This is a genomic window from Clostridium gasigenes (genome assembly GCF_017348895.1).
Classification (GTDB): Bacteria; Bacillota; Clostridia; order Clostridiales; family Clostridiaceae; genus Clostridium; species Clostridium gasigenes.
Genome location: NZ_CP071376.1, coordinates 533576 through 555828, shown reverse-complemented (window position 1 = coordinate 555828; position 22253 = coordinate 533576). Strand labels below are relative to the sequence as shown.

General features: G+C 28.1%; 19 protein-coding genes. 16 read left to right on the top strand and 3 right to left on the bottom strand.

What is annotated here, in order from left to right; translation table 11 throughout:
* Nucleotides 1-2 precede the first annotated feature (2 nt).
* The 6 genes from lonB (at nucleotide 3) to J1C67_RS02630 (ending at nucleotide 6354) form a co-directional block, all read left to right on the top strand.
* Nucleotides 3-1679 carry an ATP-dependent protease LonB gene (lonB, locus tag J1C67_RS02655; protein ID WP_167865691.1) on the top strand — a complete coding sequence of 559 codons (1677 nt, stop codon included), beginning with the start codon at nucleotides 3-5 and terminating at the stop codon, nucleotides 1677-1679.
* 190 nt (nucleotides 1680-1869) lie between these two features.
* Entirely contained in the window at nucleotides 1870-4203 is a 2334-nt protein-coding gene (lon, locus tag J1C67_RS02650; RefSeq protein ID WP_089968853.1) for an endopeptidase La, read from the top strand.
* Nucleotides 4193-4801, top strand: coding sequence for a ribosome biogenesis GTP-binding protein YihA/YsxC (gene yihA, locus J1C67_RS02645; RefSeq protein WP_089968855.1), 609 nt, complete (start codon nucleotides 4193-4195; stop codon nucleotides 4799-4801). The genes lon and yihA overlap by 11 nt, the downstream gene beginning before the upstream one ends.
* 212 nt (nucleotides 4802-5013) lie before the next feature.
* Nucleotides 5014-5427 carry a hypothetical protein gene (locus J1C67_RS02640; protein ID WP_167865690.1) on the top strand — a complete coding sequence of 138 codons (414 nt, stop codon included), beginning with the start codon at nucleotides 5014-5016 and terminating at the stop codon, nucleotides 5425-5427.
* 40 nt (nucleotides 5428-5467) lie between these two features.
* Nucleotides 5468-5689 carry a hypothetical protein gene (locus J1C67_RS02635; RefSeq protein WP_167865689.1) on the top strand — a complete coding sequence of 74 codons (222 nt, stop codon included), beginning with the start codon at nucleotides 5468-5470 and terminating at the stop codon, nucleotides 5687-5689.
* A 113-nt stretch (nucleotides 5690-5802) separates the two neighbouring features.
* Nucleotides 5803-6354, top strand: coding sequence for a hypothetical protein (locus tag J1C67_RS02630; protein WP_167865688.1), 552 nt, complete (start codon nucleotides 5803-5805; stop codon nucleotides 6352-6354).
* Between the two features lie 171 nt (nucleotides 6355-6525).
* Here J1C67_RS02630 and J1C67_RS02625 read toward each other — a convergent pair whose 3' ends face one another.
* A complete protein-coding gene (locus J1C67_RS02625; RefSeq protein WP_167865687.1) occupies nucleotides 6526-7461 on the bottom strand; it encodes a hypothetical protein in 936 nt (311 codons plus the stop codon).
* 110 nt (nucleotides 7462-7571) lie between these two features.
* Nucleotides 7572-7979: a transcriptional regulator PerR gene (gene perR, locus J1C67_RS02620; RefSeq protein ID WP_089968868.1), complete on the bottom strand. Its 408-nt coding sequence runs from the start codon at nucleotides 7977-7979 to the stop codon at nucleotides 7572-7574.
* Between the two features lie 322 nt (nucleotides 7980-8301).
* Between perR and J1C67_RS02615 the strand changes: the two genes are divergently transcribed.
* The 9 genes from J1C67_RS02615 to J1C67_RS02575 all read left to right on the top strand — a co-directional run bounded on the left by J1C67_RS02615 (nucleotide 8302) and on the right by J1C67_RS02575 (nucleotide 19088).
* Nucleotides 8302-8634, top strand: coding sequence for a hypothetical protein (locus J1C67_RS02615; RefSeq protein ID WP_089968869.1), 333 nt, complete (start codon nucleotides 8302-8304; stop codon nucleotides 8632-8634).
* A 235-nt stretch (nucleotides 8635-8869) separates the two neighbouring features.
* On the top strand, nucleotides 8870-10084 hold the full coding sequence (locus tag J1C67_RS02610; protein ID WP_167865686.1) for an EAL and HDOD domain-containing protein: 1215 nt from the start codon (nucleotides 8870-8872) through the stop codon (nucleotides 10082-10084).
* Nucleotides 10085-10197: 113 nt separating this feature from the next.
* Nucleotides 10198-10416, top strand: a complete 219-nt coding sequence (locus J1C67_RS02605) for a hypothetical protein (protein WP_089968874.1) — start codon at nucleotides 10198-10200, stop codon at nucleotides 10414-10416.
* Nucleotides 10417-10596: 180 nt separating this feature from the next.
* Nucleotides 10597-12588 carry an ATP-dependent helicase gene (locus J1C67_RS02600; RefSeq protein ID WP_089968876.1) on the top strand — a complete coding sequence of 664 codons (1992 nt, stop codon included), beginning with the start codon at nucleotides 10597-10599 and terminating at the stop codon, nucleotides 12586-12588.
* Between the two features lie 157 nt (nucleotides 12589-12745).
* Nucleotides 12746-12934: a hypothetical protein gene (locus J1C67_RS02595; protein WP_167865685.1), complete on the top strand. Its 189-nt coding sequence runs from the start codon at nucleotides 12746-12748 to the stop codon at nucleotides 12932-12934.
* 167 nt (nucleotides 12935-13101) lie between these two features.
* Entirely contained in the window at nucleotides 13102-15078 is a 1977-nt protein-coding gene (locus tag J1C67_RS02590; RefSeq protein WP_167865684.1) for a cell division protein FtsA, read from the top strand.
* Between the two features lie 14 nt (nucleotides 15079-15092).
* Complete coding sequence (locus J1C67_RS02585; RefSeq protein WP_089968884.1) at nucleotides 15093-16277, top strand: M20 metallopeptidase family protein; 1185 nt, start codon at nucleotides 15093-15095, stop codon at nucleotides 16275-16277.
* A gap of 66 nt (nucleotides 16278-16343) precedes the next feature.
* Entirely contained in the window at nucleotides 16344-17315 is a 972-nt protein-coding gene (locus tag J1C67_RS02580; protein ID WP_089968887.1) for an RluA family pseudouridine synthase, read from the top strand.
* Nucleotides 17316-17474: 159 nt separating this feature from the next.
* Nucleotides 17475-19088 (top strand): putative polysaccharide biosynthesis protein, encoded by a 1614-nt coding sequence (locus J1C67_RS02575; protein ID WP_089968889.1) that lies wholly within the window; start codon nucleotides 17475-17477, stop codon nucleotides 19086-19088.
* Nucleotides 19089-19253: 165 nt separating this feature from the next.
* Here the strand turns inward: J1C67_RS02575 and spoVB are convergent, their stop codons facing one another.
* Nucleotides 19254-20753, bottom strand: a complete 1500-nt coding sequence (spoVB, locus tag J1C67_RS02570) for a stage V sporulation protein B (protein WP_089968892.1) — start codon at nucleotides 20751-20753, stop codon at nucleotides 19254-19256.
* Between the two features lie 194 nt (nucleotides 20754-20947).
* On the opposite strand from spoVB, the gene J1C67_RS02565 reads away from it, so the two are divergent.
* Complete coding sequence (locus J1C67_RS02565; protein ID WP_167865683.1) at nucleotides 20948-22237, top strand: PQQ-dependent sugar dehydrogenase family protein; 1290 nt, start codon at nucleotides 20948-20950, stop codon at nucleotides 22235-22237.
* Nucleotides 22238-22253: the final 16 nt, after the last annotated feature.

Below are 22253 nucleotides of genomic sequence, written 5' to 3'. Positions count from 1 at the left end.
GTATGACAGAAATTCTAATCATGTTACAAATATTAATGATGGTGCTATTTATATTCTTTATGATAAATAGTAGTAAGAATAACCACACTAATAAAGTGGTTATTCACAAAGAAAACGAAAAAGAAATGAGCAAATTAGCAAAAATGAGAAGTGTTTGTTTAACTGAACCATTAACAGAAAAGAGTAGACCAAGAACATTTGAAGAAATTATTGGTCAAGAACAGGGGATAAAAGCATTAAAGGCGGCTTTATGTGGTCCAAATCCTCAGCATGTTATAATATATGGTCCACCAGGTATTGGAAAGACAGCAGCAGCAAGGCTAGTGTTGGAAGAAGCGAAGAAAATGGAGCGGTCACCATTTAAAAAAGGTGCTAATATAATAGAAATAGATGCAACAACAATAAGATTCGATGAAAGAGGTATTGCCGATCCACTTATAGGATCTGTTCATGATCCTATATATCAAGGGGCCGGGTCACTAGGTGTTGCAGGAATACCACAACCAAAGGCAGGTGCCGTAACTAAGGCACATGGGGGTATTTTATTTATTGATGAAATTGGTGAATTACACTCAACAGAACTTAATAAACTTTTGAAAGTGTTAGAAGATCGGAAAGTGTTTTTAGATAGTTCGTATTATAGTTCTGAAAATCCTAATATACCAGATTATATTAAAGAAATATTTGATAATGGGCTACCAGCAGATTTTAGATTAATAGGAGCGACTACAAGAAGCCCAGATGAAATAGTGCCAGCAATTAGATCAAGATGTGTAGAAATATTTTTTAGAGGACTTCATCCAGAAGAAATACAAAAAATAGCTAGAAATTCTGCCACAAAAGTAGGATTAGAAATAACCGATAAAGGTATTGATATTGTTAGTAGGTATTGTACAAATGGAAGAGATGTAGTTAATCTAGTACAACTTTGTTCTGGTTTTGCAATTAATGAAAATAGAAAAAATATAACAGAGGAAGATATAGACTGGGTTATAGAAAATGGTCAATACATAGAAATACCTAATAAAAAGATAAAAGATAAGCCTGAGATAGGTATTGTCAATGGGCTAGCAGTATATGGAGCAAATATTGGAATGGTAATGGAAATTGAAGCAACGGCAAGAAAAATATCTCATAGAAAAGGTGAACTAAAAGTAACAGGTATAGTTGAAGAAGAAGAAATAAGTAATAACAATAGAAAAATAAAGAGAAAGAGTACCGCATATTCATCTATTCAAAATGTATTAACAGTTTTAAATAATATATTTGATCTAGATTGCGAAGGATATGATATACATGTCAATATACCTGGTGGAGTCCCTGTGGATGGGCCTTCCGCAGGAATAACAATAGCAACAGCTATTTATAGTGCAGTGAAAGGGAAACCTATAGATAATAAAGTTGCCATGACTGGTGAAATTAGTTTGCTTGGAGGAGTAAAGCCTATTGGTGGGGCGTCCGCTAAAATACTTGCGGCTAAAAAAGCTGGAGCAACTACAGTAATAATACCCAAGGATAATTGGAATGAAAATTTTAATAAAATAGAAGATATAAATATAATTCCAGTAAATACACTGAAAAATGTTATAGATATAGCTATATTAGAAAATGAAATAAAAAATGAAATAAATATAGATGTTTTAGTAGCATCACCTATTGAATCAGTAAAATTGGATTAAATAATTTGAAAAAAAATACTAACTCTGGATAATATTAATATTATGAGTTAGTATTTTAACTTTTTATTCCTTTAATATATTATAAAAATAAGCTTTGTGGATTTTTATAGCTGGAAATATTGAAAAATTAATAAATTATGTGTATACTAGAAAAGTTAAATAATTTATTTTAAAGGATGGAGGAAAATAAATGAATGATAATTTAATAACTCTGCCTTTAATTCCTTTAAGAGGAATTACTATTTTTCCAAGTATGATTATACATTTTGATGTTGCTAGGGAAAAGTCAATCACAGCATTAGAATCAGCCATGGAGAAAGATGTAGAGGTATTTCTTGTAACACAAAAAAAAATAAAAGATGAAGTGCCTAAATTAAAAGATTTATATACTATAGGTACTGTATGTAAAATTAAGCAGCTATTAAAGTTACCAAATGACGTAATAAGAGTTTTAGTTGAAGGTATAGAAAGAGCTAAACTAATAGAGATTACAGGTAATGAAAAATATATAGAAGCTAATATAGAAAACTTAGAGGAATTAGAGAACAAAGAATATGAAGGTGTAGAGGCATATATTAGAACGTTAAAAAAATGCTTTGCAAAATATATTAAAATGTCAGAAAATGAAAAATCAAATATATTAAAAATATTTGAAGAAATAAAGGATTATGATGAAATAGTAGATGTAATTTCAGCATATATGTTAGTAGAAGACGAGAAAAAACAAGGGGTTTTAGAAGAATTAAATCTTATAAAACGAATAGAAAAGCTTATTATAATAATCAATAATGAAATTGAAATTGTAAAAGTTGAAAAAAGAATAGATAAGAAGCTTAAAAACTCTATGGATAAGGTTCAAAAAGAATATTATTTAAGAGAACAAATTAAAATTATTCAAGAAGAACTTGGCGAAGATAATGATGAAAAAAAGGAAATAATAAAATACGAGGAAAGAATAAAGAAAGCTAAACTTCCGAAGAATGTAAAAGAAAAAGCTTTGTATGAAATTTCTAGATTAAAAGCATCAGAAGGTCAGGGATCAGAGGGAAATGTTATTAGAAGTTACTTAGATTGGATATTAGATCTTCCGTGGGGAACAAAAACTAAAGATACCTTTGAAATTACAAAGGCTTCAAAATACTTAGATGAAGAGCATTATGGTCTTGAAGAAGTTAAAGAAAGAATAATTGAGTATCTTGCAGTTAAAAAGCACACTAATAGCTTAAAAGGACCTATTTTATGTTTAGTTGGACCACCAGGAGTAGGAAAGAGTTCTATAGCAAAATCTGTAGCTAATGCATTAGGTAGAAATTTTGTTAGAATTTCATTAGGTGGATTAAGAGATGAAGCAGAGATTAGGGGACATAGAAAAACTTATGTTGGTGCAATACCAGGACGAATAATATATGCTATGAAAGAGGCAAAATCTAATAATCCATTAATACTATTAGATGAAATAGACAAGCTCAATTCAGATCAAAGAGGAAATCCGGCAGATGCACTTTTAGAGGTTTTAGATTCAGAACAAAACAAAGAATTTAGAGATAACTACTTAGAGTTAGATTTTAACTTGTCGGAAGTTTTATTTATAACTACAGCTAATTCAACAGACACAATACCAGGACCCTTATATGACAGAATGGAAATAATAGAAGTATCAGGGTATACCTATGAAGAAAAGTTCCATATAGCTAAAAAACATATAATTCCTAAGGTTCTTAAAAATCATAATTTAACCTCAGAAAATATTAAAATTTCAGATAGTATAATAAATGAAGTAATAAATTGTTATACAATAGAATCTGGAGTACGAGGGCTAGAAAGGGTTATAGGGAAGTTAATTAGAAAATCACTTACTGAAATGTTAAAGACAAACAAGGAGTCGTTAATTATTTCAAAAGGTAAACTTGAAAAGTTATTAGGACCTAAACCTTATACTTATGATAAGATAGATAAGGAAGATAGAGTAGGTGTTGTTAATGGTATGGCATGGACGGCATACGGAGGAACAACTCTGCCAATAGAAGTTGCCGTAATGAAGGGAACAGGTAAGTTAGAAATAACAGGTCAGTTAGGTGAAGTAATGCAAGAATCTGCTAAAATTGCAGTAGGATATGTTCGTTCAAATTCAAACAAGTATGGATTAGAAGCGGATTTCTATAAAAATACAGATATTTATATACATGCTCCAGAAGGATCTATTAAAAAAGATGGACCTTCAGCGGGAGTAGCTATGGTTACAGCGATAGTTTCAGCTTTATCTAACAAAAAGATAAGAAGAAATATAGCTATGACTGGGGAAGTAACACTAACAGGAAAGGTACTTGCTATAGGTGGATTAAAAGAGAAGAGTATAGCAGCGCAAAGAAGTGGTGTAGATACAATAATAGTACCTAAACAAAATGAAAAAGATATAATTAAAATACCGAATTCTATAAAAAATAAGTTAAAGATTATTTTAGTAGAAGATGTTAAAGAGGTATTAAATAATGCATTAATTGGAGTGGATACCATTGAGAATTAAACAATCAGAATTTGAAATATCAGCAGTTAAAAGAGAACAATATCCTGTAGATGGACTTCCAGAGGTGGCCTTTGTTGGACGATCTAATGTTGGGAAGAGTTCAATAATAAATGCCTTAGCAAATAGAAGACATTTAGCAAAAGTAAGTCAAACACCAGGTAAAACAAGACTTATAAACTTCTTTATGATAAATGAAGGTGAATTCCATTTAGTAGATTTACCTGGATATGGATATGCTAAAGTTTCTAAGACAGAACAAGCAAGTTGGGGAAAAACTATAGAAATGTACTTAACTGATAGAGAAGAACTTAAGAGAGTTATTTTATTAGTTGATTCAAGACATAAGCCAACTAAAGATGATTTAATTATGCATGATTGGGTAAAGCACTTTGATATTGAAGCTATAGTTGTAGCTACTAAAAGTGATAAATTATCTAATAATGAGTTAAGAAAATCTGAAAAAATAATTAAAGATACAATGGGTCTAACAAAAGATGATAAGTTCTATTTCTTTTCTTCTTTAAACAAAAAGGGAAAAGATGAATTAATTAATTATTTATTTGAAGGATTAGTAGAAGAAGAAAATGAGATAGAATAATACAGTAAGTCATACGTAAAAATAGACTAGAATATTAGCTTGTTATTTTTTCGAAGATGCCTAAGAACCCCTAAAGTGCAAACTTTAGGGGTTCTTATTTTTTTATAGAAAAACATAAAACTTTTAAGAGAAAAACAGTGTCAAAGTTAAGTACTAATCATAGTATATACTATAAAACAAAAAAAAATAAAGACCTTGAGGAGGAACAAACTATGGAAATGAATGAAATTCTAAACGGCTTAAATTCATGTGGTTGTGGAGATGAAAGTTCAAATTGTACACCAAATTGTACACCAAATTGTGTGCCAAATTGTAATACAGGAGGTAATGCAGGGTTTGGTGGTGGATGCTGGATATGGATACTATTAATATTACTTTATAGTCGTTCAGGATCAAAAGGTAAATCTTATGAGGACTGTTATCGCTGTGTAAAGAAAAAAGATCATTGTTGTTGTGAAAAAGAAAAAAATGATTGTTGCTGTGAACACAATGAATCAAAAGGTGGATGTTCATTCTATTTATTCTTATTAGTTATATTATTCATTTGTAATGGTAGTGGAAGAGATTGTGGAAACAGTGGATTCGGTGGATTGGGTGGATTTGGAAATTTACTTGGTTGTTGTTAATAAAAAATAAAAGAGTTCTATTAAGAAAGGAGCGATAGATATGTCAAAAAAATGCTGTAAAGATGGTTATGAATGTATGCCTTGTTGTGGAAATAGTGATGGAGGTATTTTAGGCGGGTTAGGTGGTGGAATTACTCCAATAATATTCCTGTTAATAGCTTGTTCATCAGGATTATTATGTTCTAACAGTTCATTTTTAATAATTTTATTATTCTTATTATGCGGTGGCGATTCAATATCTAATTTACTTGGGTCATGTTAATAGCATAAAAGATGGAGGGCTTATAGCCCTCCAAAAAAATGTCCTAAATTATAAACATATTTAATAAATATACATATAATGAATTAGTAAGGAATTTGTTGGGAGGATCCTAAATGTCAAAAAAAAGAGAAAGAAATAAATCAGAAGAATGTCAGTGTTCAAAGTGTCAAAATAAATCAGGGAAATTAAGTAGTAAATTAGATAATAATCCTTTTGGGATTAATCCATCACAACTTAATGGGATGCTGGGAAATATAGATATGAGTCAAATAGGAAATATATTATCAGCTATGAATAAAGATGGTTTTGATTTAAATAACATAAATATTGGATCTGTTAAAAATATGATGTCTGGTATGAATGGAGGACAAAATAATCAAGAACTATCCTCAATTCAAGATATGATTGCTAATATGGGGAACTCACAATCAACGCAAAATAATATACAAAATCAAGAAAGTACAAATATTAAATATAATAATAATGAACGCGATAATGGTCGATATAATAAGAAGAGTAGAAATAAAGAGAACATTACTGATATAGAAGTTGATGAGAATTTAGAAATGCTATTATCTCTTAGAAAGATAGTGAGTTATGATAAGGTGAAATTTATAGATAAAGTAATAGAACTTTATCATAAGGGCTTATTTGAAGAAAAATAAAAAAATGTATAAAAACAAATGATGCAGTCAATACTATTAATGTACCGGAGAAAATATTCTCCTATAGCAAATAAAGAGAAATCTTTATTAAGGCTAAACCCCCCCCCATCCCCCTTTTAGGCCGCGAAAGCGGCCTTTTAGTTTAATCTGGTTTTTATTGGGTTGTTAATATTATAAACGTTTTTTTATGGCTGATATTTTTAATTGGGTAGAGGAATCTACTTCTATAGTTAAATATAGGAATAGTTCTTTTTTTTCAGTTGAAGAATCTAATTTATTTACTTCTTCAAATGATAAGCACCAATTAATAGTTGTTATATTACCGCTGTCATCCCAGATACTATCGTAGAAATAGCCATTTTGAAAAGAATAAGTATAAGTATCTTTATATAAATTCCATAGAAGACCTAATTCATTATTATTAATTGTTGAAGAAAATATATCCGGAGCATCAGATAACTCATAAGGATATTCTATAAGATCAATAAAAGATTGAACCAAATTTAAATTTGGAACATTAGTTTTAGAGAAAGTAGTATCTTTAAGGGATTTCCCATTAAAAATATAAGAATTAGTAGAACTATTACCTTCACTAGAGGAAATTGATAATATCTTAGGTGTTCTAGAATTATTTGAATCTAATATACCTAAGATATTATTAGAGGAAGTGTATATATTGAAAAAGTCAGTTTTATTCCAAGTGAATATATAGTTAATAGGCTTATTATCTTTAAAAGTTGTAATAATAATTTCAGGTATCCCATCACGTGAAAGATCTAATGTATTAAATCTTAATGGCCAATTAGGAGAAAATTCTCCGAGTATTTTAGAATTATCACTAGGTTGTAAAATATAATCCTTAGAAGCGGTTTTTACTTTTACTACATATGTATTTTTTTCTAGAATAACTTCTAAGGTTTCTTTTTCTCCATCTCCATTTAAGTCTAAAGAAGTTTCGGTATTAGTATTAATGTTTGCAACTGTATTTTGCGAATTTTTATTATCTCTATATATATAATAAAAAGAAAATAATAAAAAAAGTATTATTAGAAATACTATTAAAGATGAAAAAATACTTTTCTTCTTTATAACAATAAATTTAGACATGCAATCACCTCAATAAAGTATATGTCAAATAATATATATAAATTCAAAGTAAATAGATATTAAGGTGCATTCAAATAAAAAAAGACCAGTAATCTACTTAGTTAAGTAGATTACTGGCATTCCTTACATATTCCATAAAAAAATACTTTGTTAGATAAGATTTTATAACCTGATTTATCTTCAGCAGTTTGATTTAGATTACTGAAAGAGACATCTTCTAAATCATCAACTTTACTACAAGATAAACATTGGATATGAGCATGTTGTTTAGGATTCCCATCATATCTGAAATTTCCTTCACCGACATTTATTTCTTGAACTAATTTAACTTCAACTAAAGTTTTAACAGCTTTATATACAGTTGCTAAACTCATTGTTGGGTAATTTGGTTGAAGTGCTTTATAAATAATTTCGGCAGAAGGATGTTCTTTTGTACTCATTAGATATTTATAAACTGCTAACCTTTGAGGCGTAAGTTTTAATTTTCTTTCTTTGAAGATAGAAATTATATTATCCATTTGACACCACCCTATTATATTATTAGATTAATTATATTCAATTATAAAGACAATGTCAATTAGTATTAATTAGTAAATCAAATGAAGTAATAATTAATATTAATATTGGATGCATTGCTATTAAACTAAATATTCAAAATAATGTTGCAAACTTATAAACCGTATGTTAATATAAAGGCAGTTGTTAATTAATTAACAAAGAAAAACAAGGAAATATAAATTACCTATATCTTATGTAATTTATAATATCATATAAATATAATAAAGTAATATAAAAAATAAAAAATATGGAAATATATTAAACTTTTTAGGAGGAATTATAATGTCAAAGTATAAAGTAGGCGACGAATTAATAATAGTTAATGAACCTGGTCAAGATGAAGAAAAATTAAAAGAGTTAACTCATTTAACAACTAATGGAGAATATGCCCAAATAGCTTGGGGATTAAAAATAATAAATGTTGAATATGATAAACCACATGTAACTTTAACTTATAGAAATGTAAGTGGAGAATTAAATAAGGTTTTTGCAGAATGTAGAGATATTGAAAATTTCGATCAACAAAAGGTTTTAGAAAAAGCTTTACTTAAGGCTTTCCAAAACGAAATAATAAATATATCAGTATTTAAGAATAGTTCTGCTAAAAAATTATAAGCGAATTAAGCTATTTTATTTTGAATAGTCCTAAATGATTAATTATAATAATGAATTAAAGATAGAGCTAATGTTCTATCTTTTTTTCATTTAGGCATTTAAGTCGCTTCAAAAAATACATTAAAACAGGTGAAGTAGATTTTTTATATGAAAAAGAAAAATACAAAAAAATTAAGAACTTCCAAAAATATTATTATTATTGTATAATTATCTAATAAAATATTAAGGAGGTTCTATGAAAATTTTTTTAGCAAGACAAGCTATTTATAATAAAAATACAAAAATAGTTGCATATGAAATTCTATATAGAAATTCTTTAAAAAATGAATTTGATAAAAATCAAAAACAAGAAGAAGCAACATATAAAGTTATGCAAAATATATCATCTTTTGGATTAAATATTTTAACAAAGAATAAACTAGCTTTTATTAATTTTCCAGAAGAAGTTATCAATAGTAATATGGCAACGTTATTACCACCGAATAAAGTAATAATTGAAGTGCTAGAAACCGTAGAACCAACAAAAGAAATAATTGCAAATTTAAAGTTTTTAAGACATAAGGGTTATACCATAGCTTTAGATGATATAAGTACATATAAACAAGTAGAAGGTTTTTTAGGAGTTATAGATATTGTTAAAATAGATTATAAACTATCAAATAAAGCTGAAAGAATAAATATTATACAAAAATTAAAAAATAAGAATATTAAAATGTTAGCAGAAAAAATAGAAACAGAAAATGAAATGATTGAGGCAAAGAGTCTAGGTTTTGATTATTTTCAGGGATATTATTTTAGCAAGCCAACAGTAATGGAAAGTGAAGATATTGCAGCAAAAAATAGAACAATATTTTATGTAATAATAGAACTTATGAAAGAAGATTATGATATTAATAGAATGGAAAACTTAATTAAGTCTGATATAGGGTTAACGTATAAGTTTATTAAATTTATAAATTCAGCTTATTTTAGTTTTATTCAAGAAGTTTCTTCAATAAAGAATGCAGTAATGCTTATTGGAACAAATGAATTAAGAAAGTGGCTGTGTATAATTTCAATTTCGGAAATGAATTCGAATATAGGAGAAGAACATGCAAATAATATAATTATTAGAGCTAGAATGTGTGAACTAATATCAGAAAATAAAGGATATAATGATAAAGACTTAGCATTTATGGTAGGATTATTTTCAGATATTCATATGTTAATGGATAAGTCATTGATTGATGTCGTAGAGGAACTTCCAATTGGGAAGGAAGGAAAAGCTGCTTTGCTTGGGGAAGATAATATTTATAGTGATATTCTTAATTTAGTAATTGCTTATGAAAACATGGATGAAGAAAAGATTCAAATTATATCAAGTAAGACTAAAGTAAATATAGATAAATTAGGGGAAATTTATTTAGCATCAATTGAATGGGGTTCAAAGTTGTTAAATATTAATAGATAATTTATTAATAGATAATTTATTCATGTAATATTTAAAAAAAGCTTTGTTTTTAAAAGGAATTATACTATAATGTATCTATGATTTCGGTTTCAATGGGGATTGGGGGGAGTTTTATGAGTAAGTGTCCATTTTGGTCAACAAAAAAAGAAAGGGTTAATTGTTATGATGAGTGTCCAATGAATGGAATGGTCTCACAAAAAGAGGCGTGTCCGTTTAAAAAGGTTTTAGACGAAACTAAAATAGCATATAAGGATATAGAAAATGAAAATTTTGCATATTCACAAGAAAAGCATGGAGAGTATGATTTTTTTAAGAAAATGAGTAGTTATTAAAAGTGGTGTATCTCAACTAGAGATACACTGCTTTTGCTTATGTACAGATTTATAAAAATTAAATAATTAATAGTATAAAACTATTGTGAACTTTAATACTAAGAATAACTTAAATTGTTATTTTCTTTCGGCACCCTAATCTAGAAAATAGTCAATGCTAGTAATCAATAAGGAGACTTTATGGAAGTTAAATTAGATAAATATCAAAAAGAAGCTGTTTATATAAAAGAAAAGAATGTACTGGTAGTTGCAGCGCCAGGTTCTGGTAAGACTACAGTAATAATAAATAGGGTTAATCATTTAGTTATAGATTTAAAGGTGAAAATAGGTAATATAATAGTTATAACTTTTACTAGAGCTGCAGCTGATAATATGAGAAATAGATACAAGAACTTATTTAATAGAGATAAGTCACCTTTTTTTGGGACTTTTCATGGATTGTTTTATAAAATACTTTTAAAGGAAGGATATAATATAGCAATTATTGAAGGTGGAATATCCCATAGAATAGTTAAAGCAGTACTAGCGAAGTATTCAGATGAAGTTAGTGAAGATAAAATAAAAGAAGTTTTAAACAATATTTCTACATTTAAAACATCTCTTATGGAAAGAGGGAACTTTATACCGTCCATAAGTAATGATATTTTCGATGAATGCTATGAAGGGTATGAAGGATATAAGAAAAAAAATCAACTTTGGGATTTTGATGATTTATCAATTAAAGTAATAGAATTATTTCAAAATAATAAAAGTATCTTAAAAAAGTATAAAGATATATTTAACTATGTTTTAGTTGATGAGTTTCAAGATTGTGATGATATTCAAGTTAATTTTTTAAAGTTGATTAATGAAAATAATGAACTTTTTGCAGTTGGAGATGAGGATCAATGTATTTATTCATTTAGAGGATCAAGGCCGGAATACATGGTAACTTTCAAAGAGTTATTTCCTAAGGGCAAAAAGGTATATTTATCTATAAATTATAGAAGTAAACAAAATATAGTTGAAAATTCAAAGTATGTAATTGAAAATAATGAAAATAGAAATAAAAAAGAAATTAAGGCGTTTAATGAAAGTGATGGGATAATAAAATATTCAAAGCCATACAGCGAAACTATGCAAGGTGAAGAAATTGCTACGATTGTGAAAGAATCTTATGATAATATAACTGAAAATGCAGTGTTATATAGAACTAATATGGAAGCTAGAAGCATAATAGATGTTTTTACAAAAAGAAAAATAGAATTTATTTTATTAGATAAAGGATATAATTTCTTTGAACATTTCATATGCAAAGATATTTTAAGCTATCTTAGATTGGCTATTGATATAAAAGATAAGGCTAGCTTTGTACATGTTATAAATAAACCATTTAGATATATAAGTAAAAGCAGTCTTGAAAGTGTTAAATCAAGTTTTGAAGATAATAATCCTTTTGATATTCTTATAAATAAAAAAGATACTCCACCTTTTCAAGCTAAAAAGCTAAATGATTTAAAAAAGGAAATTCAATATTTAAATAAACTATCTCTAGGATCTGCAATTCAGTATATAATTTCTGATCTTAAATATAGTGAGTATTTAAAAAACTACGGTGAAAAATATAATCAAAGTATAGATGACTTAGAGGATGTTTTAGAGGAATTTAAAAGTGCAGCAGAAGGTCTTAGAACAATAATAGAACTATTTGGACATGTTGAAAATGTTAAGGAACAAATAGAGAAAAGTAAGGGTAATAAAGAGGGCGTAATTCTTTCAACTATACATGGGGTAAAAGGAATGGAATTTAAAAATGTATTTATGATAAATTGCGCAGAAGAAACATTGCCACATAAATCCTCAATAGAAAAAAATTTAGAAGAGGAAAGGCGATTGTTCTATGTTGGAATTACAAGAGCAATAAATAACTTATATCTTTATTCGCCAAAAACAATAAGAGGACAATTTAAAGAATCATCAAGATTTATAGCAGAAGGAAACTTTAGCAAAGAATCGGAAGTGGATCATTATGGATTGAAAATCGGAGATTATATTCATCATAGAACTCATGGTGATGGAAAGGTAGAAAATATTGAAGGCGATAAGGTTCGTATAAACTTTGATGTAGATATTATAAGATCTTTTTCATTAAAGGTTTTAATGGAAAATAATTTAATAATAATTGTAAGTTAAGAAGATGAAAGAAAACAACAAATTATTTGCAAAAAGTCCTTATGTAATGATTTTTCATTTTTATAAAAGGTGTACAAATAAGACTTTACACTTTGTGTTCAAAGAAGTATATTAGATAATAGTAAGTCATATTAAAAAGAATGTGAGGTAAAATCATATGAATAAACAAGAAGAGAAAGAATTAAGAGAAGAGATTAAGGAAGAAATTATAAAATATACAGTGAAATCCGAAGGGGTTTTACAAGTTGAGTTTGAAGAATATATATTAGAATTAGAGTTAGAAACTAAAGATGTAACTATAGATAAGATTATAGAAAAAATTATTGAAGACATGGATGAAGAATAGTGGGAAATACAGTAGGGTATCGTAAGATAGCCTATTTTTATACCTATAATTTCATAATTAGCTAAAGAAACCTAGTAATTGATTGAATGTTAAAACTTTATACGATATAATTTTAGTAGGTTTATAGAATTATATAGACCTACTATCTTAATAAAGAAGGTAAAAGAATGAATAATAATGATATGAAATTTGCACTTGATATAGGGACAAGATCCATGATAGGTACATTAGGTGTGGTTAAAGAAGATAAATTTGAAGTTATATGTGAGAAATATTTAGAACACGAAGAAAGAGCAATGATTGATGGTCAAATTCATGATATAGATCTTGTGGCAAAAGGAGTAAATATTATTCTTAAGCAAGTTGAAGAAGAAGTAGGATTTAAAGTAGATCAAGTTTCAATTGCAGCTGCGGGACGATTTTTGAAGACCATTAACTCTAAGGGAACAATGGATTTAAATATAGAAGAAGAAATAACAAAAGATATTATCAGAAGCTTAGAGCTTACAGCAGTAAAGAAAGCTGAAGAGAAAATAAATAGAACTACAAACGGGAAATTATATTGTGTAGGTTATTCAGTTACTAATTATTACTTAAATGGATTTGTGATTTCTAATTTAATAGGTCATAAGGGAGAATCAGTTGGAGTAGAGGTTATAGCTACATTTCTACCGAGGTCAGTTGTAGATTCATTATATACAGTTATGAAGAAAGTAGGTCTTAGAGTTAATAATTTAACATTAGAACCAATTGCTGCTATTGAAGCTGTAGTTCCTAAAAAATTGAGGCTTCTAAATATAGCATTAATAGATATTGGTGCAGGAACATCAGATATAGCAATTAGCTCAAATGAGACTATTTCATCATTTGGAATGGTTCCACAAGCTGGAGATAAAGTAACAGAAGCTATAGCCCAGGAATATTTAGTAGACTTTAATACTGCTGAAAATATGAAAAGGCGAATAGGAATCGATGAAGAAATTACATATACAGATGTTCTAGGATTTGAAAATTCTATTAAATCTGAAAATATAAAAAAAACAATAGAAGCAGTTGTTAAGAAAATTGCACAAAGCATAGGGAGTAAAGTGAAGGAACTAAATGGTAATAAACCACCAAGTGCAATATTCTTAGTTGGTGGGGGAGCACATACTCCAGGTCTTATTGAACAAATAAGTGAAGTTGTAAATTTACCACTTCAAAGAATTGCAATAAAAGATAGAACGGCTGTAATAGACTGTATTAGTAATAATGGACTTGGATCAGCGGGAGTAACAGTACTTGGAATTGCATTAGTAGCACTTAAAAATGCAGGAAATGATTTTATAGATATTATTCTAAATGGATCACCAATAAGCATGTTTAATTCTCATGAACATACTATAATGGACGTGCTACTGCAAGCTGGTATTAACCCATCTATGCTTATTGCTAAAAAAGGGAAAAATATAAGATATACTTTAAATAAAAATAAACGAATAGCATTTGGGGAAAAAGGGGAAAATCCAGTTATAGAGCTTAATAAAACATTAGCAGCACTAGATTATAAGGTTAAAGAAGGTGCAAAAATTAATATTATATTTGCGAAAAATGGAAAAGATGCAAAACCAAAAGTTATGGAACAAATTAAAGAGTTCATGAGTATAAGTATTTATATAAATGATGAGATTATAAACATTGAACCAAAGGCTTTCATAAATAATAAAAGTGTTAAATTAGATGAGTTTATAAAAAATGATGATGTTGTTAAGATAATAATGCCTAAAACCATAGGCGATATTAAAAAGTATATACTTAATAAAGAAACATCATTATATAAATCAGGAATATGTTTAGAAAAAGAATATAAATTAATAGATGGAGAAATGTTAACTACTAGTAAAGATGTAATAACTACTATAAATCCCAAAATATCTATTGATAAAGATAGAGATAACTATTTAGATATAGTTGTTACTGTTAATTCAGAAAAAGTTATTCTAACCGGAAAACAAGAATATATATTTGTAGACATATTTAATTTTATAGACTTTGATTTAAAATCAGCAAATGGGACAATTAATCTTAAACTAAATGAAGAGAATGCAAGCTATACGGATAAAATCAAAAATCAAGATATAATAAAAGTATTCTGGAGCAATTAGTTTAGGGAGGGAACATGATTAATTTCAAAGAAGAAGCAAATACTATAAAAGAAGAGCTAATAATAATTAGAAGAGAACTTCATAAGTATCCTGAAATAGGAATGGAAGAATTTAAAACACGAGAGTTAATAAAAACATTTTTAAAAGATGAGGGAATACCTTTTATAGAGGTTGCTAAAACTGGAGTTTGTGGAATTATAAAGGGCGAAAAACCAGGACCAATTAAAACCATAGCACTTAGAAGTGACATAGATGGGTTGCCAATGGATGATAAAAAGACTTGTGATTACTCATCAAAGATAAATGGAAGAATGCATGCTTGTGGACATGATGCTCATATAGCCATACTCCTAGGCGTTGCAAAAATTTTAAATAAGAATAGAAATTTTTTCAGTGGAAATGTGAAACTTTTTTTTGAACCAGCAGAAGAAACAGTGGGTGGTTCAAGGTTTATGATAGAAGAAGGGGTTTTAGAAAATCCAAGTGTTGATGTGATTTGTGGATTACATGTAGAAGAAACTATAGAATGTGGAAAAATAATGGTCAAAAGTGGTGTTGTTAATGCATCATCTAATCCCTTTAAAATAAAAATAAAGGGATCAGGTGGTCATGGAGCTTATCCTCATACCACGGTAGACCCTATTGTCATAGCAAGTAGCGTAGTGCTTGCTATTCAAAATATTATAAGTCGGGAAGTTAATGCTGCAAACCCAGCAGTTATAACAATTGCTTCAATTCATGGGGGGAAGGCTCAAAATGTAATCCCAGAAGAGGTTAATATAAAAGGGATTATAAGAACACTAATAAAAGAAGACAGAGAGTTTATAAAAAATAGAGTAGTAGAAGTAGTTGAAGGTGTTTGTAAATATTCAAGAGGAACCTGCGAAATTGAAATAGAAGATTCGTACCCATCTCTTTATAATGATGATAATATGGTTAGTATTTTAAAGAGGTCCGCAGAAACTATAATAGGTAATGAAAATATTTTAAATCAGGAAAATATCAAGATGGGAGTGGAGAGCTTTGCATATTTTGCAGAACAGAGACCTTCGGTATTTTATTTCCTAGGTACTGGGAATAATGAAAAACACACGAGTTATCCAGCCCATAGTAGCCTTTTTGATATAGATGAGGATGCAATTGCGGTAGGAATAGCTATTCAATGTCAGTTAGTGTCGAATTATTTGACAATAACTTAAATTAATATTAATCTATAAGAATGGGAAAATATAAATTAGAGTATAAAATGCTAGGAGTGATTTAGTTTGATAATAGGAATAGGTACAAATGAAGCAGGCCAAAGATTAGATAAATTTTTAAGAAAGTTATTAACGGATGTTCCGCTAAGCGCTATTTTTAAAGCTTTAAGAAAAGGTGATATTAGAATTAACGGTAAAAAGCAAAAAGAAAATTATGCTCTACAGTTAAATGATATTATAGAAATAAAATATTTAAAAAGTAATCAAGAAGAAATAAACAAAAAGCCTAAGTTTATAAAAGTAGATGCCACAGGAATGAAGATAATATATGAAGATGATAATCTTATAGTTGTTGAAAAATGGCCAGGAGTATTAATACATCCAGATCAAAAGAGTGAAGAACCAACTCTAACTGATTTTGTATTATCATACTTAAATGAAAAGGGAGCATACCTTCCAGATAAAGAAGTTACATTTACTCCAGCATCATGTAATAGATTAGATAGAAATACTTCTGGAATAGTTATGTTTGGTAAAACTTTTGAAGGTTTAAGAACATTAAATGAAATGATTAGAGAGAGAAAAGTTGAAAAATACTATATGACTCTAGTTACAGGAAAAGTTAAAGATGGAATATACACAGGATATATTAAAAAGAATGAAGATGTAAATATATCAAAAGTATATGATGAAGAAATTCCAAATTCAAAAAAAATAGCTATGGAAGTTAAGACAATTCAAACTAATACAGCATATTCATTAGTGGAAATTGATTTAATAACAGGTAGAAGTCATCAAATAAGAGCACACATGGCTCATTTAGGTCATGGCGTTATTGGAGACAATAAATATGGAGATAAAAAACTAAATTCATTCTTTGCTAGTAAGTTTGGTTTAAATTATCAATTCCTTTATGCTTATAAACTAATATTTAGAGATGCACCAGGAAAAATGGAGTATTTAAATAATAAAACAGTTGCAGCAGCTTTACCTCCAATATTTAAGAAAATAAAAACAGACGTATTTAAATTTAGATAAAAATTTAAGATGTTATAAGATATTAGGGTTATATAAATATTTTGGGAAGGCATCTGAAAAATTAGACTAGTATATTTACTAGTTATTTTTTCAAGATGTCTAAATATAAAGAGAATGGGAATTTATTTTTAGAACTTTGGCAAGATAAGGGGATTCATTATGGAAGAGAGATCAGCAGGGCGTGGGTTTTTAATATTATCAATAGCAGGAATATTAGGGAAAATTTTAGCTGCATTATATGTTCCACTTTTAACAGGACTGATAGGTACTGATGGATATGGAATATATTACAAAGGATATGATGTATTCATATTTTTATTTGCTATAAGTAGTTTTGGCGCACAGCCTGCCATTACAAAAGTTGTTACAGAACTGAGGGTTTTGGGAAATCATAAAGATGCATTAAGAGCTATGAAGTTAGCTAGAAAATATTTGGCTATTGGAGGTTTTTTAATATCTGCATTATTTATGATAATAGCCTTTCCTTTAGCAAATATGGTTAGTAAAGGTAGCGGTGGGTTTACTTTTATGTTTTTAGCACCGGCTATTTTTTTTGCAGCAGTTTTATCTGCCTATAGAGGATATATGCAAGGTATAGAAGATATGCAATCACTTGCTATATCATCTATAATTGAACAACTAGTTAATGTAGTTTTAAGTCTAGTATGTGCATTTTTATTACTAAAAGTAGGTGGCGGTGACAAAGAGTGGGGAAGTGCAGGAGCTACCATTGGTACTTCGCTTGGAGCTATAGTTGCTATTATATATATTATGTATATATACGAAAAGAGAAATTATGAAGATGAAGCTTATGCATTAGATACGGGAAAGAAGAAAGTTTCGGATAAAAAAATAATTAGAAAACTTATTAAATATGGACTACCTATTACATTAGTTGCAGCTATACAAAATGCTGCAGGAATGGTAGATATGTTTACTGTGACAAATAGATTAGAGTTTGCAGGGTTTACAGCAACGAGTGATATGTACGGGACTTTAGGTCAGTATAAAACACTTATTTATGTTCCATTAACAATAGTAACTGCCCTAGGTACATCAATGTTTCCACGGATAATACGGGCATTTGTTGAGCGAAATAAGAAAGATTTAAGAAAACAAATGAGTTATTCATTTAGGCTTACATACATAATAACAATACCCGCAACATTTGGACTTGCGATTTTAAGTAAGGAGATATATGTATTCTTATTTAATAAAACTACTGGATATGAATTATTAATGTTTGGATCAGCAGCTTTAATATTAATGGCTATAACAACTATACAAAATGTTATTTTGCAAGGAATAAATAAGTTTTATTTAATAATGGCAACAGCAAGCCTTGGATTATTAGCTAAATTTATTGCAAATTATTTATTAGTTGGAATTACGGATATAAATATAATGGGAGCTGTTATTGGTAATTTTCTTGCATTTGGAATACCGCTAGTAATAAATCATATTAAGCTTCAAAAAACATTTAAAATTAAAATTCCAATAATAAGACAATCAATAGTGCCATTAATATCATCGATAGTAATGAGTTTTACTATTATTTTTATAAGGATTCCGTTATTTAGAGTATTTAGTATTCTAGGAGTTCAAGGTAGATTAGTAACAGCTATTGGAACAATAATTCTAATGGCTATAGGTGGAGTAGTTTATCTAGTTGTAATGGTGTATTTTGGTGGAATAAGAAAAATAGATTTAGATATGGTTTCTCCAAGGTTATATACACTAATGCCAAGAGGGATAAGAAAGCAACTTGGATAATTTCATTTAAATCCTTAACTTATTTTTTATTTCAAATCTCTAACTATCTAAATTTAAATATTTAATAACATAAAAGACTATTGGTGTGCCCAATAGTCTTTTATGTTATTTTTTTGAAGGTATCTTAGGTTAATGTTGGTATATTTATTAGATACATCTATGAAATTAATCTTCCTCAATACCAAAGAAGCTTAATACTGCAAAAATTGCAAATGTACCTAAAATAATAGTTAAATTTTTAATAATAAATAAATCAGATAAAATAGTCTTAGATAGTATGTTCAAAAATAAGAATGTTAATATAGCAAGTAGTGAAAATATTGCTATGTTATACTTAGATAAATTTAATTCTAGATGTTTTTTCACTTCATACATATTTATAATTAATGTTACTGTTGAGGTTATAAATAATGTTAATGCATAGCCTAAAATATTAATACTAGGAATTCCTATGAAAATATATAAACATACAAGCTCTAGAGCAGCAGTTATTAAACAATTTCTAAGAATTACACCTTGTTTATTTAGTCCATTAAGTATTCCAAAAGTACAACTTGCTGTAAAGAATATAGGAGCACAAAGAGATCCAATTCTAATATATTGTCCTAAATCATCTCTAGAGAAAAACATTATTCCTAAAGAATCTGGAATTATGTTGCAAATTATAGTTGTTGCAAGTCCAAGTAAAAAAGCTATTTTAAGAACTTTTTTTATTCGAATGGAAGCATTGTAATACTCACCACGACTTAATGTTTGTGAAAGATCTGGAATAATGAGTGAGTTTATAGATCCAATTACAATCATAGGAAATCCAATGATTGCAAAAGCCATGCCAGTAAATTTACCAATCATTCCAAGAGCTACTGAAGATTCAAATCCTGCAGCTACTAATCTATGTGGAACAATAAGTGTGGAAATAGTACCAAAAATGTTACCTAAGAACCCATTAATACATAGAGGTAAAGAAATAATAAGTACATTAAATAATAATTGGGAACGTCTTTCGGGCTTTTCATTAGTTTTAGGAGTGTTACCACATACATATCTATAGTATATGTATAATAATAATAAACTTTGGAGTTCTCCTATGGCTAATGATATATAAGCTAAAGTAACAAGAGAAGTTAAAGTTGTAGCATTAAACATAAAGACTAAAAGACCTATTGTTATTATCCTCATTGCCTTTTCCAAAATATCAATAAAAGAAGGAATAGCTATTTTAGAAACTCCAAAGAAATAACCTTTTAAAATATTTGATAAGGCTATAAACACCATAGCAGGACAAGTAACCCTTATTGCATTAACTGTTCTAATATCGTTAACCCCATATTTACTTATAAAAGGTGCAAGAAAGAAAACTATTATACCTATAATAACTGCCCATATAATATTAAAAAAAGCTACACTTCTAACAGTCTTAGTTAAATTATTCATTTCTCCTTTTGCAGTATATACAGCTGATATTTGAGATATTGCGGCTATAATGCCAGCTGTCATTAGACAAATAAACAAATTGTAAATAGGCATTATAAGACTATAAAGACCCATACCTACAGAACCTAAAGTTTTGGATAAATATATAGAAAATATAAATCCCAGAATTCCAGTTGTTATATTTGATGCAGTTAGCAAAAATGAATTTTTTGCAAAGTTATCCTTTCTCAAAGCTATATCACTCCCTTTATTAAAGGAGGAATATCCTCCTTTGACTAAAAATATACAGCATACCTTGGCTTATTATTTTTTCAGCTGCCTTAATGTTTATTCTAAATAAGATATAATTATGATAATTTTTAATATACAGTAATAATTTGGTTATTAAAAAATATAAATAAGTATAGGATGAAGGAGGGTGGACCATGAAGAAGTTTATGAAATTTTTAATAGGTTCAATTATAATTGTAACAGTAGCTTTTGGAATTTTTAAATTTACTAGTAAGTATAATTTAGATGTAATTTACCAAAATATAGATTGGTCCATAAATGTTAAGGGTTATGAAGGTGCTAAAAGCTTTGATTATGATGAAGATGGAAATTTATATATAGGCTTTAAAGATACTATTAGAATAATAAATAATAATGGAAAAGATGAAGTAATTATTAAAGAAAATAATTTTGATATCTTTGATATTTTATGTAGTGACAATAGATTATTTATAGCAACAGATAATAGAGTTGTAGAGTATAATCTTAAAAATAATAAGAGCATAGATTTGATAAGAGATATACCAAATACTGGAATAAATAAGGAGACGAAGTTGTTAGTAAAAGATAATGTACTTTATTTATCTATCGGAACTAATACAAATTCAGGAATAGTTAATGAAAAAGGTGGTGCCTATGATAAACCAGGAATAGAATTATCTTTAACAGGCGTTAATTATGGGGAAAATAAAACCGGTATTTTTTCACCTTTTGCAGTAAATACAGAAAAAGGTGAAAAGGTGAAAGATAATAAACTTGGAAATGGCTCTATAATGGCTTATGATTTTGAAAGTAAAAAAACATCTATATACGCTCATGGGCTTAGAAATATTAATGGATTTGATATTGATAGTAATGGGAAAATAAAGGGAATAGTTGGTGGTATGGAAGATATAGGACCAAGGCCTATTAAAGATGATAAGGATTATATATATGAATTTAAGAAAAGCGCTTGGTATGGGTGGCCAGATTATAGTGGGGGAGACCCCATAACTTCACCAAGATTCACAGATGGCAAAAAGGTAGATTTTTTAATAGAAAATCATCCGACTAAAACCCCATCAGCTCCAATATATCAGCATATAGATGTGAAATCATTAAAAGGGTTTGCAATAGATACAACAGGAGAATTCTTCTTGAAAGATACAATGGTGTTTGCAGATAATAAAGAGGGTCGTTTATACGCGTTAACAAATGATGGTATATTAAATGAAATAATTGATCTTGGAAACAAAAGTAATATAGAGAAAATTAAGTTTTATAATGATTCATTTTATGTTTTAGATAGTAAATTGGGATGCTTATATAAGCTTCAGCCTAAAAATCAAGAGGGGGTATTTAACCTTCCAATAGAGATTTGGTTATTTATAATTTCATTATTAATAGTTTTATTAGTATGTGGTATATTTAAGTTTAACAAAAAATCTAAAATAGGCAAAAATTAATTTTGTGGAATAAATA

Coding starts and splice junctions, on each gene's coding strand:
- lon (WP_089968853.1), top strand. CDS start 1,870: ATGAATGATAATTTAATAACTCTGCCTTTAATTCCTTTAAGAGGAATT.
- J1C67_RS02590 (WP_167865684.1), top strand. CDS start 13,102: ATGAATAATAATGATATGAAATTTGCACTTGATATAGGGACAAGATCC.
- J1C67_RS02625 (WP_167865687.1), bottom strand. CDS start 7,461: ATGTCTAAATTTATTGTTATAAAGAAGAAAAGTATTTTTTCATCTTTA.
- J1C67_RS02565 (WP_167865683.1), top strand. CDS start 20,948: ATGAAGAAGTTTATGAAATTTTTAATAGGTTCAATTATAATTGTAACA.
- J1C67_RS02615 (WP_089968869.1), top strand. CDS start 8,302: ATGTCAAAGTATAAAGTAGGCGACGAATTAATAATAGTTAATGAACCT.
- J1C67_RS02605 (WP_089968874.1), top strand. CDS start 10,198: ATGAGTAAGTGTCCATTTTGGTCAACAAAAAAAGAAAGGGTTAATTGT.
- perR (WP_089968868.1), bottom strand. CDS start 7,979: ATGGATAATATAATTTCTATCTTCAAAGAAAGAAAATTAAAACTTACG.
- J1C67_RS02585 (WP_089968884.1), top strand. CDS start 15,093: ATGATTAATTTCAAAGAAGAAGCAAATACTATAAAAGAAGAGCTAATA.
- J1C67_RS02610 (WP_167865686.1), top strand. CDS start 8,870: ATGAAAATTTTTTTAGCAAGACAAGCTATTTATAATAAAAATACAAAA.
- J1C67_RS02600 (WP_089968876.1), top strand. CDS start 10,597: ATGGAAGTTAAATTAGATAAATATCAAAAAGAAGCTGTTTATATAAAA.
- J1C67_RS02635 (WP_167865689.1), top strand. CDS start 5,468: ATGTCAAAAAAATGCTGTAAAGATGGTTATGAATGTATGCCTTGTTGT.
- lonB (WP_167865691.1), top strand. CDS start 3: ATGACAGAAATTCTAATCATGTTACAAATATTAATGATGGTGCTATTT.
- J1C67_RS02630 (WP_167865688.1), top strand. CDS start 5,803: ATGTCAAAAAAAAGAGAAAGAAATAAATCAGAAGAATGTCAGTGTTCA.
- J1C67_RS02640 (WP_167865690.1), top strand. CDS start 5,014: ATGGAAATGAATGAAATTCTAAACGGCTTAAATTCATGTGGTTGTGGA.
- J1C67_RS02575 (WP_089968889.1), top strand. CDS start 17,475: ATGGAAGAGAGATCAGCAGGGCGTGGGTTTTTAATATTATCAATAGCA.
- J1C67_RS02595 (WP_167865685.1), top strand. CDS start 12,746: ATGAATAAACAAGAAGAGAAAGAATTAAGAGAAGAGATTAAGGAAGAA.